17 protein-coding genes and 3 tRNA genes are annotated in these 16,383 nt (G+C 62.0%); 9 read left to right on the top strand and 11 right to left on the bottom strand.

Annotated elements, in window-relative coordinates:
* Window positions 1-99 precede the first annotated feature (99 nt).
* Both ACZ9H4_RS12880 and ACZ9H4_RS12875 read right to left on the bottom strand, forming a co-directional pair.
* On the bottom strand, window positions 100-1,251 hold the full coding sequence (locus tag ACZ9H4_RS12880; protein ID WP_408323621.1) for an exonuclease domain-containing protein: 1,152 nt from the start codon (window positions 1,249-1,251) through the stop codon (window positions 100-102).
* Between the two features lie 356 nt (window positions 1,252-1,607).
* Window positions 1,608-1,811, bottom strand: coding sequence for a cold-shock protein (locus tag ACZ9H4_RS12875; RefSeq protein WP_007180812.1), 204 nt, complete (start codon window positions 1,809-1,811; stop codon window positions 1,608-1,610).
* A 441-nt stretch (window positions 1,812-2,252) separates the two neighbouring features.
* Between ACZ9H4_RS12875 and ACZ9H4_RS12870 the strand changes: the two genes are divergently transcribed.
* The 3 genes from ACZ9H4_RS12870 (at window position 2,253) to ACZ9H4_RS12860 (ending at window position 4,585) form a co-directional block, all read left to right on the top strand.
* Window positions 2,253-2,495 (top strand): hypothetical protein, encoded by a 243-nt coding sequence (locus ACZ9H4_RS12870; protein ID WP_408323620.1) that lies wholly within the window; start codon window positions 2,253-2,255, stop codon window positions 2,493-2,495.
* Between the two features lie 532 nt (window positions 2,496-3,027).
* Window positions 3,028-4,176, top strand: a complete 1,149-nt coding sequence (locus ACZ9H4_RS12865; protein ID WP_408140789.1) for a porin — start codon at window positions 3,028-3,030, stop codon at window positions 4,174-4,176.
* A gap of 121 nt (window positions 4,177-4,297) precedes the next feature.
* Window positions 4,298-4,585 (top strand): transposase, encoded by a 288-nt coding sequence (locus tag ACZ9H4_RS12860; protein ID WP_408152483.1) that lies wholly within the window; start codon window positions 4,298-4,300, stop codon window positions 4,583-4,585.
* 43 nt (window positions 4,586-4,628) lie between these two features.
* Here the strand turns inward: ACZ9H4_RS12860 and greB are convergent, their stop codons facing one another.
* Window positions 4,629-5,198, bottom strand: a complete 570-nt coding sequence (gene greB / locus ACZ9H4_RS12855) for a transcription elongation factor GreB (protein ID WP_476119206.1) — start codon at window positions 5,196-5,198, stop codon at window positions 4,629-4,631.
* Window positions 5,199-5,319: 121 nt separating this feature from the next.
* On the opposite strand from greB, the gene ACZ9H4_RS12850 reads away from it, so the two are divergent.
* Window positions 5,320-5,396 (top strand) — tRNA-Arg (locus ACZ9H4_RS12850).
* Window positions 5,397-5,472: 76 nt separating this feature from the next.
* Window positions 5,473-5,549 (top strand) — tRNA-Arg (locus ACZ9H4_RS12845).
* A gap of 92 nt (window positions 5,550-5,641) precedes the next feature.
* Here the strand turns inward: ACZ9H4_RS12845 and ACZ9H4_RS12840 are convergent.
* The 5 genes from ACZ9H4_RS12840 to ACZ9H4_RS12820 form a co-directional block, all read right to left on the bottom strand.
* A complete protein-coding gene (locus ACZ9H4_RS12840; RefSeq protein WP_408323617.1) occupies window positions 5,642-6,130 on the bottom strand; it encodes a phage protein NinX family protein in 489 nt (162 codons plus the stop codon).
* A gap of 121 nt (window positions 6,131-6,251) precedes the next feature.
* Window positions 6,252-8,606 carry a RelA/SpoT family protein gene (locus tag ACZ9H4_RS12835; RefSeq protein ID WP_408140781.1) on the bottom strand — a complete coding sequence of 785 codons (2,355 nt, stop codon included), beginning with the start codon at window positions 8,604-8,606 and terminating at the stop codon, window positions 6,252-6,254.
* 100 nt (window positions 8,607-8,706) lie between these two features.
* Window positions 8,707-8,910, bottom strand: coding sequence for a DNA-directed RNA polymerase subunit omega (gene rpoZ, locus ACZ9H4_RS12830; protein WP_044848533.1), 204 nt, complete (start codon window positions 8,908-8,910; stop codon window positions 8,707-8,709).
* A 60-nt stretch (window positions 8,911-8,970) separates the two neighbouring features.
* Entirely contained in the window at window positions 8,971-9,654 is a 684-nt protein-coding gene (gene gmk / locus ACZ9H4_RS12825) for a guanylate kinase (protein ID WP_408323615.1), read from the bottom strand.
* A gap of 17 nt (window positions 9,655-9,671) precedes the next feature.
* Entirely contained in the window at window positions 9,672-10,595 is a 924-nt protein-coding gene (locus tag ACZ9H4_RS12820; RefSeq protein ID WP_408323614.1) for a YicC/YloC family endoribonuclease, read from the bottom strand.
* Between the two features lie 326 nt (window positions 10,596-10,921).
* On the opposite strand from ACZ9H4_RS12820, the gene rph reads away from it, so the two are divergent.
* From rph to ACZ9H4_RS12800, 4 genes are all read left to right on the top strand, one after another.
* On the top strand, window positions 10,922-11,662 hold the full coding sequence (gene rph / locus ACZ9H4_RS12815; protein ID WP_476119205.1) for a ribonuclease PH: 741 nt from the start codon (window positions 10,922-10,924) through the stop codon (window positions 11,660-11,662).
* Window positions 11,655-12,302 (top strand): RdgB/HAM1 family non-canonical purine NTP pyrophosphatase, encoded by a 648-nt coding sequence (gene rdgB, locus ACZ9H4_RS12810; RefSeq protein WP_476119204.1) that lies wholly within the window; start codon window positions 11,655-11,657, stop codon window positions 12,300-12,302. The genes rph and rdgB overlap by 8 nt, the downstream gene beginning before the upstream one ends.
* On the top strand, window positions 12,299-13,528 hold the full coding sequence (gene hemW, locus ACZ9H4_RS12805; RefSeq protein WP_408152480.1) for a radical SAM family heme chaperone HemW: 1,230 nt from the start codon (window positions 12,299-12,301) through the stop codon (window positions 13,526-13,528). The genes rdgB and hemW overlap by 4 nt, the downstream gene beginning before the upstream one ends.
* Before the next feature lie 55 nt (window positions 13,529-13,583).
* Window positions 13,584-13,673: transfer RNA gene (locus tag ACZ9H4_RS12800), tRNA-Ser, on the top strand.
* A 145-nt stretch (window positions 13,674-13,818) separates the two neighbouring features.
* Here ACZ9H4_RS12800 and ACZ9H4_RS12795 read toward each other — a convergent pair.
* From ACZ9H4_RS12795 to ACZ9H4_RS12785, 3 genes are all read right to left on the bottom strand, one after another.
* Entirely contained in the window at window positions 13,819-14,223 is a 405-nt protein-coding gene (locus ACZ9H4_RS12795; protein ID WP_476119203.1) for a RidA family protein, read from the bottom strand.
* Between the two features lie 253 nt (window positions 14,224-14,476).
* Window positions 14,477-14,707, bottom strand: coding sequence for a hypothetical protein (locus ACZ9H4_RS12790; protein ID WP_476119294.1), 231 nt, complete (start codon window positions 14,705-14,707; stop codon window positions 14,477-14,479).
* Between the two features lie 173 nt (window positions 14,708-14,880).
* Entirely contained in the window at window positions 14,881-16,101 is a 1,221-nt protein-coding gene (locus ACZ9H4_RS12785) for a Bcr/CflA family multidrug efflux MFS transporter (RefSeq protein WP_408140769.1), read from the bottom strand.
* Between the last annotated feature and the right edge of the window lie 282 nt (window positions 16,102-16,383).

The raw sequence follows: 16,383 nt of genomic DNA, 5'->3' as shown, positions 1-16,383 counted from the left end.
CGAAGCACGCGGCCCGAGGCACCCGGGCCGCCGCGCGCGACCGAACTGCGGTCACCTGATTGACTGAACCTGCTTTGCTTTGCGCGGCGAAGTCTCGCGTCAAGCGAGGCTCGAAGCCGGAGCGTCGCTCGACGCGCTCAACGGCATCACGCGCAGCCCCCGTGCAAGATGACTCTGCAGGATGCGATACGTCGAGAGCTCGAACGGCCCCGCAACGCTCGACGCATACAACTCGGCCGCCTGCGCGAGCGACGGCGCATGACCGATATAGCACCAGCGGTCGACGACATGGAAAGCCCGCGCCTGCGACGCTTCCTCGCGCTCCTCAAAAACGACCGGCCCCTGAAACGGCCAGGGCGCGTCCGCCGGATCGCTTTTCGTCACACGCGGCAGCCGGTTATGGCCAGGACGCAGCGTCGCAATCCATTGCGCCTCTGCAAGCATCGCCCCCAACTCGCCGCCGGTCGCACGCCATTCGACACGCCGTACCTGCTGCGCCAGCCGAATATCCTTCGACGAACGCCGCTCGCCTGTCAGATGCGAGCGCAACCGCTGACGTACGCGCACGCTTCGCCCGACATACAGCGGGGAGTCTCCTTCGCCATAAAAAGCGTAGACGCCGCAACCGGCCGGCGCGGTGTCGAGCAGATCCTCCGTGATGTCACCGGCAAGCCGGTAGCGCCGCGTGGTGCGCTCGATCTGCGCGCGCAGCACGTCGAGCGGCACGAGGCCGTGCAGACGTTGCCAGAACTGCCAGATCAAGTCGGCGTCGGCAAGCGCACGGTGGCGATCGGACGGCACAAGCGCATGACGCTCGACCAGCGCGTCCAGACCATGACGCTTTTCCGCCGGAAACAATGCGCGCGACAGACGCACGGTGCACAACACATCCGGATCGAACGCGAGCCCGGCCCGCCGAAACTCGCCGCGCAGAAAACCGCGGTCGAAACTGGCGTTATGCGCGATGAAGAGTTTGCCGCTCAGGCGTTCGAACAGCGCCGGCGCGATTTCGTCGAAGGTCGGCGCACCGCGCACCATGGCGTTCGTGATGCCGGTGAGCTGCTGGATGAACGACGGAATCGACTGCTGCGGATCGACCAGCGTGCTCCAGCGCGACACGCCGGCCGGCCCTACTTCGACGACGCCGACCTCGGTAATGCGATGCTCACTGGTCGAACCACCGGTGGTTTCGAGGTCGACGAAGACAATGGGTAAATCCAGGGCCGGTTCCGGCAAAAACTGTTCAGACATGGAAAGAGATACTTTAGACATGTGGCTTTGCGGCAAGTATGCACTAGTTGACCGCCCCACACCCAAATCGCATCGCGTTGATGCGACGGGATTGCCGCGAGGGAGATGGCATTTTGAGGGTAAACCGCCGGATGCCGCTGAATGCCGGCGGACCGTGGGGCACTATTTGATTCGATCAAAATGATTTGATCAAAAACAATAACTGCCACACCCAAAAATCAACGCTTCGCCACTTCAAACCCACGCGGCTTTAATCAAAAATTCCTACGGATCTGATTGGAAAAATCGTATAAGCCATAAAAAACCCTCGCACGCGGCGAGGGCTCTCTGGCAATCGGCGGCGCGCGCCGCACGGCTCACAGCGGCTGGATGTTCGCTGCCTGCTTGCCCTTCGGGCCGGCTTTGACGTCGAAGGAAACACGCTGGTTTTCCTTCAGCGACTTGAAGCCGTCCGCGCGAATTTCGGAAAAATGCGCGAACAGATCTTCTCCGCCTGAATCCGACGTAATGAAGCCAAAACCCTTAGCATCGTTGAACCATTTGACGATACCAGTTTCCATTTTTCAGTTTCCCTCGATGATTTACAAAAATCGGGCATTGCCCTTATGTCCGAATAACACCGCCACTTCGCCAGCTATCCTGATATCAGGCAGCCTTCCAATACCCCGAACTGGCAGCCGAAATTCAGACTTGCCGTTATACGGGGAACGAATAATTGTCGTCAAGAAAATTTTCCATATGCAGTTAGCACATACTGAGATAACGACCGAATTTCACTAGAAAATCCCTGATGCATATTCATTAACTACTGAGTAACCCATCAAGGAAATATTGCCCGGACAGTTCAAATACACCCCCACCGACGGGAATTTTTTCTGATTTATAGATAATAAATGTAACAAAATCTGTATTTAGTAAGTGTTTGTCCGACTTGCTGCGCCACATTCACGGCGGGATGATCGAGCCCAGTTGTTGTAGTAAACGCGTATCAGGAGATTGCCATGCTGCTCAATCAACTCCACCGCCTCTTTGTCTGGCTCACCCCCTCGCACGCAAAGACCGCTTCCGATCATCCCGAGCCGATCACCGACGCGGCGTTCGAATTCGATCCCATGTGGCATGGGGATCATTGGCAGAACCTGCTGTCGTCCCCAATGGACGCGCGCCGGTACGTGATGGAAGACTGGAGCGCGTCGTCGGCGACCGACTGGAGCCACCTAGAGGGCGCAGCACCCGCACACTGAGTGATATGCAACGGATTCGCATCGCGCAGACGAAAAAAAGCGCGACTGGGGAGTCGCGCCGACAAAGGTTTGGAGATCTTTTTCGTCAACGAAAAAGTCCGCTTCGAAAAGCAGAAATTAGAGTATAGCCGCCCAATTCATTTCCATTATTCACACAATTAACAATCTGCTATTGCACGGATAACAACAATCCTGTTTTGATATTGATGCGTTGTTTTTTTGCGTCGTTTAGTGTCGCAAATGAGCAACGCAATCTCCCGCGCACCCATCACTCCACTCCCGCAATAACGCTGCAAGCCTTTATCCATAAGGCTCACGCCGCATTCATGCATCGTTTCTAATTGCGTAATACTTTATTGCGAAAATCGGAACGCCCACTTTGCGAAGTGTCTCTCTAAACTCTGCCTAACCGGAAACCAGCGCGATTTGGTCAACGCGCTTTTCACACGAATCCGCCTCTCGCAGCATGCTCTCGTGTGAAGGTCTCCCAAGCCAGGGTTCCAGATACACCTCTCGCTCTCGGAGTTACACAATGAAGAAGACACTCATGGTCGCGGCCCTCACGGGCGTTTTTGCAACCGCCGCGCATGCGCAAAGCAGCGTAACGTTGTACGGCTTGATCGACGCCGGCATCACCTATACGAACAACCAGCATGACCACAGCAACTGGCAGATGACGAGCGGCTCGGTGAACGGCAGCCGTTTCGGCTTGCGTGGCGCTGAGGATCTGGGCGGCGGTCTGAAGGCCATCTTCACGTTGGAAAACGGCTTCGGCATCAATGACGGCACGCTCAAGCAGAACAGCCGTCTGTTCGGCCGTCAGGCCTTCGTCGGTCTGGCGAGCGACCAGTTCGGCGCCGTGACCCTCGGCCGTCAATATGACAGCATGGTCGACTACGTCGGCCCGCTGGCACTGACGGGCACGCAATACGGCGGCACGCAGTTCGCCCACCCGTTCGACAACGACAACCTGAACAACTCGTTCCGTATCAATAACTCGGTCAAGTACCAGAGCGCGAACTACGGCGGCTTCAAGTTCGGCGCGTTGTACGGCTTCTCGAATCAGGCTGCCGGCTTCGCGAACAACCGTGCGTACAGCGCGGGCGCGTCGTACAACTGGGGCGGCCTGAACGTCGCTGCTGCTTATATGCAACTGAACAGCAACGGCGCGAACACTGCGGCCGCTGCATTCAACTCGGGTGGTGCGGTTTCGGGCGACAACACGTTCTTCGCTGAACGTCAGCAAACGTGGGGCGCAGGCGCTAACTACGCGTTCGGCCCGGCAACGGTCGGCCTCGTGTACTCGCAAACGAACCTGTCGGGCCTCGCCGGCATCAGCCAGGGCTCGTCGGGTGTGGCGGGTGGCGTCGGCTTCCCGACCAACAGTGCTCAGTTCCAGAACTTCGAAGCCAATGCTCGTTACGCTCTGACGCCGGCTCTGAGCATCGCCGGTGCGTACACGTACACCCGCGCGAACCTGTCCAGCTCGCATATGCACTGGAACCAGTTCAACCTGCAAACGGCATACTCGCTGTCCAAGCGTACCGACGTGTACCTGCAAGGCGTGTATCAGCAAACCAACGAGGGCGCCATCGTCGACGCCAGCATCAATGGCCTGGGCGCAGCGTCGAGCAGCAACAAGCAAATTGCTGTGACCGCAGGTCTGCGTCACCGCTTCTAAGCTTCCAAAGCTGCGGAGTAGTCGCAGTATCGAAGGCGCCGCTCGCGGCGCCTTTTTTTCGCCTCGTTTATTTGCGCCCCCACGATGCTTTGAGGAGAAGACGAGATGGACCGATTGTCGAATGCCGAGTGGGAGCGCATTCAGCACCTGTTTCCGGTTGCGGGCCACTGGACGCCCCGCCGCCGACTCGCGCGCCGTGCTCGAGGCTATCCTGTGGGTCGAGCGTACCGGCGAGCGATGGATGTACCTGCCCGCGCACTTTCCGCCGCAACAGACCTGTTATGCGAAGTACCTGAACTGGAAGCGTAGCGGCATACTCGATCAGGTGCGTACGCTGCTCGCCCATAAGCAAACAAGCGCTCCCGGTTGCCCCACGCCGAGCAGCGCGGACCTCATCGAGACAGCCTGATCCGCTCCGCTCTCATTGATATCAAGCGCGCCGCGCGGCGCGCTTATCCGCCCGTATCCGGCGGCGGGTACTTGACGTCGAGAATATCGATCGGCTGTGGACCGGCCGGCGTGAACAGCGTGACCGTATCGCCGATCTTCGCCTTGAGCAACGCACGCGCAATCGGCGAAATCCAGCTCACGTGCCCGATATCCAGATCAACCTCGTCAATCCCGACAATCGTCACCGCATGCGCGTCGCCATCTTCCGTCGCATAGTCGACGGTCGCGCCGAAGAAAACCTGATCGACGTTCTCCTGTTTGCTGCTATCCACGATCTCAGCAAGGTCCAGCCGCTTGGTCAGAAAGCGAATTCGCCGGTCGATCTCGCGCAAGCGGCGCTTGCCGTAGATGTAGTCGCCGTTCTCCGAGCGATCGCCGTTCGACGCCGCCCACGACACGAGCCTGACCACTTCCGGCCGCTCGACATCGATCAGATTCAGCAGTTCATCGCGCATGCGCCGGTAGCCGGCAGGCGTGATGTAGTTTTTGGTACCCGCGGGGACTTCCGGCTGGGCGACGTCGAGGTCGTCGTCATTCTCTTCACTCGACTCTTTGACAAAGGCCTTGTTCATGATGGTCCGTTAACTGCAGCAATCGACTGCCTATCAAGGGTACACGATCAGGCCCATGAGACAAATCGCAGTTACACGCTTCCATTTTCCAAAACCTTTGGCTATAATCTCGTTTCTGTGTGCGGCTGTAGCTCAGTTGGATAGAGTACTTGGCTACGAACCAAGGGGTCGTGGGTTCGAATCCTGCCAGCCGCACCAACTATTCGAGGGTTTCCTGCGGGAAGTCCTCAGTTTTACCCGGTTTCGTTGAAGTAAATATCACCGGTTTAAGCGTGCGGCTGTAGCTCAGTTGGATAGAGTACTTGGCTACGAACCAAGGGGTCGTGGGTTCGAATCCTGCCAGCCGCACCAACCATGAAGGGCCTTCCAATCGGAAGGCCCTTTGTTTTTGTCTCGCGCTTTTGCGTAAGCGCCCGGGCACCCTGCTCGCATCACCTTTCAGATTACCGCGGCGGCGACTGGATATCTCCGATTCGCCCATCCGGGCTCGGCACGTCCTCGATAACACCTTCCGACGTAGGCTCGCCGATCGGACGAACCCGGCCGCCGGTCAGCGCTTGCGGCTCGCGCAGCACTTCGTCGACGCTATCGCCGAAACGGCTTGCAACGAACGCCCGGAGCAACGCCACCCGCAATGAATCGCCCCGCCCTTCGACGGCCCGCTGCCCGCCGTGAAATTCCGCGACACAGTGCGCCGCGCCGCCGTCGGTCCGCTCACGCACTTCGAGCCGCTGCGCACGCTCCAGGACCGCCGCGGCTGCCTCCCATGACGTGGACGGCGTGAAGCGCCCATCCCAGGGACGGCCGCGATCGTTGCCGCGGATCGAGACGGTTTCGCCGCTGTCGGTGAAATAGATTTCGCGCACGAAGTCGTGCAGGCTGCGGGCCACCCAATAATCGAGCGCCACGCCGTTGAGGTCGGCTACATTCATCAGCGTTCTCCCAGAGTTTCAGGTGAGACTCGCCGGTAGCCGGCACGTTCAGATAAGAGCAGAGAACATCTGGCGCTCGCCGAGCACGCCGAGGCCAACCCAGGGGCGCAAAACCGCGCGGTCAGTAGTCCGCGCGCTCGCGATCGATTCGCATGCCGCCTTCGTGACGGTGATGCGCCTCTTCGCTCGGCCGTTCGCGCGCAATGCGCATGACGTCCGGATTCGTACGCACGCGGCGCATCACGTTGGCCAGATGAACGCGATCGCTGACCTGGATCACGAAGCGCAGCACCGTGGATTCCTGCGACAGGTCTTCGTCCATCGCGATGTGGACGATGTTCGCATCCGCCGACGTGATGTCGGCCGCCACGCGAGCAAACACGCCCTTGGTGTTCTTGACCAGCACCTTCACGGCGACGTCGAACAGACGGCCCGGCTGCGGCGCCCACGCAACGTCGATCCAGCGGCCCGGATCGCGCTTGTGGATGCGCTGCGCGACGCGGCAGTCAGTGGTGTGGATGGCCATGCCCAACCCGATGCCGATATAGCCCATGATGTCGTCGCCCGGAATCGGACGGCAGCAGGCGGACAGTTGCACCGACATGCCCTCGGTGCCCGTGATGACCACCGGCGGCGCATGCGGCGCGGACCCCGAGCGCGAGCCGTCGTCGTCGGCGTCGCGCCCGCTCATCAGCACTTCGATGCGCTTGGCCATCACCGCCGCGACACGCCGGCCGAGACCGATGTCCGCGAAAATTTCCTGACGGTTCTTGTTACCCGTCCACTGCACGAGCTTTTCCCACGCCTCCGGCGTCACATCCGACAGCGCGAGACCGTAGCCCTTCAGCGCCTGGTCGACCAGACGCTCGCCGAGCTGCACGGACTCGTTCAGACGCATCGTCTTCAGATAGTGGCGAATGGCCGAGCGCGCCTTGCCGCTGCGCACGAAACCGAGCCATGCCGGATTCGGCTTCGAGTACGGCGCCGTGATCACTTCGACGATATCGCCGCTCTTCAACTCGGTGCGCAGGGGCAGCAGTTCATTGTTGATCTTCACCGCGACGCACTGATTGCCCAGGTCGCTGTGGATCGAATACGCGAAGTCGAGCGCGGTGGCACCGCGCGGCAGCGCCATGATTTTCGACTTCGGCGTGAACACGTAGACCGCATCCGGGAAAAGATCGATCTTGACGTGTTCGAGGAATTCGCTCGAATCGCCCGCCTCGCTCTGAATGTCGAGCAGCGACTTCAGCCACTGGTGCGCGCGTTTCTGCACATCGTTCAGGTCCGCGCTGCCGTTCTTGTACAGCCAGTGCGCGGCCACGCCCGCTTCGGCGATCTCGTGCATCTTGCGCGTGCGCACCTGAAACTCGATCGGCGCGCCGAACGGGCCGACCAGCGTGGTGTGCAGCGACTGATAGCCATTCACCTTGGGGATCGCAATGTAGTCCTTGAACTTGCCCGGCACGGGCTTATACAAGGCATGCAGCGCACCGATGCAGGTGTAGCACTCCAGCGCGCTCTCCACCACCACACGGAAGCCGTACACGTCGAGCACCTGCGAGAATGACAACTGCTTGTCGCGCATCTTCTTGTAGATACTGAAGATGGTTTTCTCGCGGCCGGTGACTTCCGCGTCGATCTTCGCGTCGGCAATGGCGCGTTGCACCGACTCCAGAATCTTGCCCACCACTTCGCGCCGGTTGCCGCGCGCCGCCTTGACGGCTTTTTCGAGCGTGGCGTACCGATGCGGATTGAAGTTGGCGAAGCTCAGATCCTGCAGCTCGCGATAGGTGTTGTTCAGACCCAGGCGGTGAGCGATGGGCGCGTAGATATCCAGAGTCTCGCGAGCCACGCGGCGGCGCTTTTCCGGCGGCACCGCGCCGAGTGTGCGCATGTTGTGCAGCCGGTCCGCGAGCTTCACCAGAATCACGCGGACGTCGCGCGCCATCGCGAGCAGCATCTTGCGGAAGTTTTCCGCCTGCGCTTCTTCGCGATTGCGAAACTCCATCTTGTCCAGCTTCGACAGGCCGTCGACCAGTTCCGCGACCTTCGCGCCGAAGCGCTCGGCGAGTTCGGCCTTGGTCACGCCCTGGTCTTCCATCACGTCATGCAGCAGCGCCGCCATGATCGACTGGGCGTCGAGATTCCAGCCGGCGCACATTTCCGCGACGGCGACAGGGTGCGTGATGTAGGGCTCGCCACTCTGGCGGTACTGGCCGAGGTGGGCTTCGTCGCTGAAATGGAACGCCGCCTTGATGTCCTTGATCTCTTCCGGCTGCAGATAGCCGGACAACACGGACGTCAGTTTGGCGATGGAGACGACGTCATGCCGGCGTGGCTGCTCCGGCGTGGCGGTGGGTCCGAACAGATGGCGGAACGATTGTTCCAGGACCGCGTCGATGTACTTCCGTGCAGACGAGGGTGAGTCGGCGTCGTGGTCCGCTTCCGTGGCGGTGGGCGGGGTAGCACTCATGGTCGCCTCCGTAGCGGGTTAGGGTTGGACGCCGGTCTGTACGTTAATGATGCAACTGGGTGTGGCAAATACGTGGCAATCGAAAACGGAACACTGCGCCTTAAACCGGCACCTTCTTCAGCATTTCGACGCCGACCTGGCCGGATGCGATTTCGCGCAGTGCGACGACGGTGGGCTTGTCGCGGCTTTCGATCTTCGGCGTGTGGCCTTGCGCGAGCTGACGCGCGCGATAGGTTGCAGCAAGTGCGAGTTCGAAACGGTTCGGGATCTGTTTGAGGCAGTCTTCGACGGTAATGCGGGCCATGTTGGGTTCCTTCTCAGTATGTTGCTTATTCTACCTTATGTGCTCGGCACAACGCCGCGCTCAAGCGTGCGGCAGGTGAATGCCGAGCTGCACGAAAAGCTGCGTGTGACGCGCGTACTGCGAGGCGAAGCGCGAACGCGTGGCGGCGACGAGGCACTGCAGTTCGCTCAATGCGCGATCGAAGTTCTCGTTGATCACGACGTACTCCGCTTCGGCCGCGTGCGCCATCTCGCTGCCGGCTGCCAGCAGGCGGCGCGTGATCACATTCGGCTCGTCCTGGCCGCGCTTTTTCAGACGCTCTTCGAGCGCATCGAGCGACGGCGGCAGGATGAAAATTTCGACCGCGTTGTGAAACTGCTTTTTCACCTGCTGCGCACCCTGCCAGTCGATTTCGAGCAGCACGTCGTGGCCGCTCCTCATCTGCTCCTCGATCCACACGCGCGACGTGCCGTAGTAGTTGCCGTGCACTTCCGCACTTTCGAGAAACTCGCCCTCGTCGTGACGCTTCATGAAGTCGTCGACGCTGGTGAAGTGGTAGTGTTCGCCGTCCTGCTCCTTGGGGCGCGGCGGGCGCGTCGTGTACGAGATCGACAGGCGGATCGCGTCGTCGCCGGCGAGCAATGCGTTCACGAGCGTCGACTTGCCCGCGCCCGAAGGCGCGACGACCATGAACAGATTGCCGGGATAAGCGCCGGCGTACGGATTGCGCGGTGCGCCGCTTTCGCGTGTGTGGTGATCGGTCATGTTGGTGGTGTCCAGCTTTATTCCAGATTCTGTACTTGCTCGCGCATCTGTTCGATGAGCAGCTTCAGGGTCATCGACGAATCCGCGAGTTCCTTTGCAGCCGCCTTCGAGCCGAGCGTGTTCGCTTCGCGGTTCAACTCCTGCATCATGAAGTCGAGCCGCTTGCCGACCTTGCCGCCCTTCTCGATCACGTGACGCGTTTCGTTCAGGTGGGCCGTGAGGCGCGACAGTTCTTCGGCGATGTCGATACGGATCCCGTACATCGTCACTTCCTGGCGAATCCGCTCGTTGATCTCTTCGCGCGAAACGATGGTCGCGGCCGTATCCGGCGCGGCGATACCGAGCGCTTCCTGCAAACGCTCGACGATCTTTTGCTGATGCTTCGTAATCAATTCCGGCACGAGCGGCGTGATCTTCGTGACGATCGTTTCCATTTCGGTGACGTTGGCGAGCAGCATCGTCGCGAGTTGCGCGCCTTCGCGGGCCCGCACGTCGATCAGATCGGTGATCGCCTGCTTGCCGCACGCGAGCACCGCATCGCGCAGCACTTCCGGCGCCACGCCGCTTTCGGCCAGCACGCCCGGCCAGCGCAGAATTTCGCCGGTGCGCAGGCGGCCCGCTTCGGGGAACGTCGAGAGCACCGTGCGTTCGAGCAGCGCCAGTTGCGTGAGCGCGTCGCGATTGATCGCGCCCGCGTTCGCCGACTGTTCGCTGCGTTGCAGGTTGATACGGATATCCACCTTGCCGCGCGACAGTTTGTTCATCAGCATTTCACGCAGCGTTGGCTCGCAGACGCGCACGTCTTCCGGCATGCGGAAGTTCAGATCGAGAAAACGCGAGTTCACCGTGCGCAGTTCGACCGACACGCTCACGCCGCCGGTACCCGAGGCCGCGACGAGTTCGCGCGTGGCGCTCGCATAGCCAGTCATGCTGTAGATCATCGTATTTCTCGCGATTGCGGCCATGCGTTCAACGCCGGCCTGAGAGGCAAAGCGCCCGGCGTGTACGAGACGCGGGGCGGGGAATCGGCATTATCCCATTTTTGGTGGCGACCTCCGCCGCGAACGAGCGTGCATGCGGGAGAGCGCTCAGTGGCCGGCTCAGTGGCCCGACTTCGCCGATACATCATTCGGCGCGGCTTACCGCCCTGCATTCGCGCTCGTCGCCCGCCACCGCCGTTCATCGGCAATGCGCGCGGCTGACCGCGCCCGTCGATCGGCTGTAAAATCGCGGTTTCCCTCCGCATTTCTTCCTGACCGATCCCAACATGACCAACGACACCCAACGCCCCAGCGGCCGCCAGGCCAATCAGCTGCGCGACGTGCGCATCACGCGCCACTACACGAAGCACGCGGAGGGCTCGGCGCTGGTCGAATTCGGCGACACGAAAGTGATCTGCACCGCGAGCATCGCCGAGAGCGTGCCGTCGTTCCTGCGCGACCGCGGCCAAGGCTGGCTCACCGCCGAATACGGCATGCTGCCGCGCGCCACGCATACCCGCAGCGACCGTGAAGCGGCGCGCGGCAAGCAGACCGGGCGCACCCAGGAAATCCAGCGGCTGATCGGCCGCGCGCTGCGCTCGGTGTTCGATCTCGAGAAGCTCGGCGCGCGCACGCTGCACATCGATTGCGACGTGATCCAGGCCGACGGCGGCACGCGTACGGCCAGCATCACCGGCGCGTTCGTGGCCGCGCATGACGCGGTGGCGAAACTGCTGACCACGGGCCGCATCGAAAGCTCGCCGATCACCGATTACGTCGCGGCCATCTCGGTCGGCGTGTACGACGGGCTGCCGGTGCTCGACCTCGACTACGACGAAGACTCGCAGTGCGACACCGACATGAACGTGGTGATGACGGGCGCAGGCGGCTTCGTCGAAATTCAGGGCACCGCCGAGGGCGTGCCGTTCTCGCGCGACGAAATGAATGCGCTGCTGGATCTGGCGAGCGACGGCATCAACACGCTGATCGCCAAGCAGAAAGAAGCGCTGGAGCAAAAGAGTGAGTGAGGTTCGTCAAGACGACGGCGCGTATGCAGCAGGCGCGCCCTTGAAGAAAGTCGTGCTGGCGTCGAACAACGCGGGCAAGCTGCGCGAGTTCGCGGCGCTGCTCGACGCGGCCGGCATCGAACTGATCGCCCAGGGCGCGCTGAACGTGCCGGAAGCGGAAGAGCCGCATCCGACCTTCGTCGAAAACGCGCTGACCAAGGCACGTCATGCGGCGAAGCTCACCGGCCTGCCCGCGCTCGCCGACGACTCCGGTCTGTGCGTGCGCGCATTGCGGGGCGCGCCGGGTGTGTATTCGGCGCGCTACGCGCAACTCGCCGGCGGCGAGAAAAGCGACGCGGCGAATAACGCGCGCCTCGTCGCCGCGTTGCAGGGCGAAGGCGATCGGCGCGGCTATTACTACTGTGTGCTCGCGCTCGTGCGTCACGCGGACGATCCCGAACCGCTGATCGCCGAAGGCCGCTGGCATGGCGAAATTCTCGAAGCGCCGCGCGGCGAGCATGGCTTCGGCTACGACCCGTACTTCTTTTTGCCGTCGTTGAACGCGAGCGCCGCCGAGTTGGAGCCCGCGGTGAAAAACGCCAGCAGCCATCGCGCGATTGCATTGCGGCAACTGCTCGCGCGCCTCTCGGAGGAAGCGTGATTCCGATCAGGCCGGCGCCCGCCGACATCGGCAACGGCGTCATCAAGGCATTCACCTCGCCGGGCAGTATTCGACTGACGTCGCTGCCGCCGTTGGCGCTGTACGTGCATTTTCCGTGGTGCGTGCGCAAGTGTCCGTATTGCGATTTCAACTCGCACGAGTGGAAAGGCGAAACGTTTCCCGAGAGCGATTACCTCGACGCATTGCGCGCCGATCTCGAGATGGCGCTGCCGCTGATCTGGGGGCGCCAGGTGCATACGGTGTTCATCGGTGGGGGCACGCCCAGCCTGTTGTCGGCGGCGGGTCTCGACCGCATGCTGTCGGATATCCGCGCGCTGCTGCCGCTCGACGCCGACGCGGAGATCACGCTCGAAGCCAATCCCGGCACGTTCGAGGCCGACAAGTTCGCGCAGTTTCGCGCGAGCGGCGTGAACCGTCTGTCGGTGGGCATCCAGAGTTTCAATGAAGCGCATCTGAAGGCGCTCGGCCGGATTCACGATGCGGCGCAAGCGCGCCATGCGGTCGAAGTCGCCGCGACCACGTTCGACAACTTCAACCTCGACCTGATGTTCGCGCTGCCGGGGCAGACGCTCGCCGAATGCCAGGCCGATATCGACACGGCGCTGTCGTTCGCTCCGCCGCACCTGTCGCTGTATCACCTGACGCTCGAACCGAACACGCTGTTTGCGAAATTCCCGCCCGCCTTGCCCGACGACGACGCGTCCGCCGACATGCAGGACTGGATTCACGAACGCACGACGGCCGCCGGCTACGAGCGCTATGAGGTGTCGGCGTATGCGCAGCCGCATCGGCAGAGCAAGCACAATTTGAACTACTGGCGCTTCGGCGACTATCTGGGCATCGGCGCCGGCGCGCATACGAAGCTGTCGTTTCCGAATCGCGTGCTGCGCCAGGTGCGCTACAAACATCCGACCACGTTCATCGAGCAGGCGAAGGCGGGCACGGCGGTGCAGGAAGAGCACGAAGTCGCGCCGCGCGATTTGCCGTTCGAGTTCATGCTGAACGCGCTGCGGCTGGTGGAAGGCTTTCCGGTGCATCGGTTCATCGAGCGCACGGGGCTGTCGATGACGTCGATCGAACCGGCGTTGCAGGAAGCCGAAAAACGCAAGCTGATCACGCGCGACCACGAGAAGATCGCGCCGACACCGCTCGGCCAGGCGTTCCTGAACGATCTGCAAGCGCTGTTTCTGAAAGATCCGCAGTGATTGCCGATCGACCGAGCACCGCAGCGAGGTTTTTTCAGGTTACAATTTCGGGCTTGGAGGTGTGGCCGAGTGGTTTAAGGCACCGGTCTTGAAAACCGGCGAAGGAGCAATCTTTCCGTGAGTTCGAATCTCACCGCCTCCGCCAAGTCATCAGGAAACGGGCCAATTGGCCCGTTTTTCGTTTGCGCCGCGCGCGCTCACGCGGGACTGCACCGCTGCTTATGCAGCACGCGCACCTCCCCCGCCCCGAGTGTGTTCGGCAGCGCCATCTTCGACGCAAACGCCGCGCTTTAAACCAGCGCAGTCGCCTCGACCTCGATCTTGAATCCATAGTGCAGTTGCGGCACCGGCACGACAGCGCGCGCGGGCCGCGCTTCACCGGCCCAGCGCGCGTAGATCTGGTTGAAGCTCATCCAGTGTTCGACATCGACGATATAGACGCGCACCTGCACGAGTTGCGCGATGCTGCTGCCGGCACTTTCGAGAGCGGCCTGCACGTTCGCCAGAACCTGTTCGGCCTGCGCTTCGAACGACGCATCGGCGAGCTTGTCGCCCCGCGCATTGATCGGCAATTGCCCGGAGACGAACACGAAGCCGTTCGCGATCGCGACGTGGCTGTAGTGACCGCCTGGTTTTGCAAGCGTAGTGGGATTGTCCGTCTTGGGCAGACGTGGATCGTGCTGGCTAACAGCCATGAATTCACTCCAACGGTGACGAAGCATCAGCGACGCAAGTTGCGCACATGATGAACCCCGCCGCACGCATTCGCGCGGTCATGCAACGAGCGTCGTCATGCTCGAAAGCGATGAAGGGACACGCGGCCATCGCGCAAGGAAGCCGTTGCGCTCAATGCGCGAGGCGCTGCGCCAAAGAGTTAAGGACCAACCAGCATCCGGCGCCGCTCGCACGCATCGACCCACGATTCCGCTCGACCGCTCACCGCACCCGTCACACGCTGAGCGCCTCCAGCTTTTCGCGCGCATCCGCGCAACGACGATTCAGGTCGCGATGCATCGGCTGACTGTCAAGCAGCGCCGACACATCGGTCAACCCATAATCAAAGCGCAAGACGTATTCGATGTCCGTGTAATCGTGATAGGCGCCGCTGTCAGCCAGCTTCTGCGCTTCGGCGAAAGCCGCATGCTGCCGTTCGCCATTCATCAAGCCTCTGATCGCCATGATTGCCGCTCCGAGGAACAGTGACTCCATCATAGCAATGCAATTTGAAACGCAAGGTCGCGCGCACGCAACACCTGGTGTTTTCCGTAGAGACGCCTGGTTGCGCGCGACGAACGGATGTGCCATGCCGACGATCCAGCGGGTTCGCCTCGGGCAAAGCGCCCAGGCAACTGTCACACAACAGCCGCAGGCGCCTTCGTCCCGTGCCATCGGACGACCAGTATCCGCCCGACATAACATAACGAACCGGCAACGCCCACCACGACGCCCATGCCTCTCGGCGAACCGTCCTGCCATAGTCCGACCGCGAGACTCGACAACGCGCCGAGCGCCAGTTGCACCGCGCCGAACACGGCGGCCGCAGCGCCGGCGTTCAGCGGATAACGGTGCATCAGGTCGGTCGTGCAATTGGCGGACAGCACACCCACCACGCCCACCACGAAGAACAGACCGAACACGATCGACCACAAGCCGCCCCACCCGGTCAGCGAAACAAGACAGACGAACAGCGAAGCCACACAGCTCACGGTCGCCGCAAAGGAGATGATCGGCAGCGAGCCGAGCCGGCCGACCAGACGCGTGTTCAGGAAGTTGCCGAACATGATGCCGACGATATTCAACGCGAACAGGAAGCCGTAATGCTGCGCCGACACGTGGAAATACTCGATGTACACGAACGGCGTCGCCGTGATGTAGGCGAACATCGACGCGAACGCCATGCCGCCGCACAGCATGTGCCCCCAGGCGACCGGATCGCGCAGCAGCTTGCCGTACGCGCCGAACGATTTCAGCAACGCCGACTGCGCGCGCTTCTCGCGCGGCCACGTTTCCGGCACCTTGAGGAAAGCGGTCACCGCGCACACAGCGCCGAACAGCGTCAGCACGACGAACACCACGCGCCAGCCGCCGAGCAGCAGCAACTGGCCGCCGATCAGCGGCGCAAGCAATGGACCGATCGACGTGACGATCGCGAGCATCGACAGCACGCGGGCGGCATCGGTCGGCCCGTGCGCGTCGCGCGCAATCGCACGCGCGAGCACCGACGCCGCGCCCGCGCCGAGCGCCTGCACGAAGCGGAACATCACCAGCGAGCCGATCGAGAATGACAGCGCGCACGCTACGCTCGCCAGCGCGTACATGACGATACCGCCTAGCAGGACCGGCCGCCGTCCATACGTATCGGACAGCGGGCCATACAGCAGCATGCCGATCGAAAAGCCGAACATGAAACTGGTGAGCGTCGCCTGGGCCGCGCCGGTGCTGATCGCGAACGCTTGCGCGATGGTGGGCAGGCTCGGCAAATACATATCGATGGAAATCGGCCCGCATGCGGCAAGCGCACCGAGCAACAGAATCAGCCGGCCATCGGGCCGGCTTCTGACGACGTGAGACATGGGAATCCGGATGGAGCGCCGCGCCGTCATCGGCAGCGGAACGGGTAGAACGGGACAGCGGCAGTGTATCGGGTTCGATTGTACGCGACGGGCTCGGGCTCGCGAGTGCTCGGGCTATGCTCGCCCTTCGCGCCGTGTTTAGCCGTGCCTCGCCGGTTTCCACATGCGAACATGGCCGGATGGCCACCGCGCGGACAGCACGCGGCAAGCGCGCCGTCGATCGGTTAAGCTGCCGCCTGACCGTTCGGTCCGCGCCAGAAACCAGGCACGCCCTTCCCCATC

It is taken from the genome of Paraburkholderia sp. TE9906, assembly GCF_056279605.1.
The sequence above is the reverse complement of the archived record's forward strand: the minus strand, read 5'-3'. Positions and strand labels throughout refer to the sequence as shown.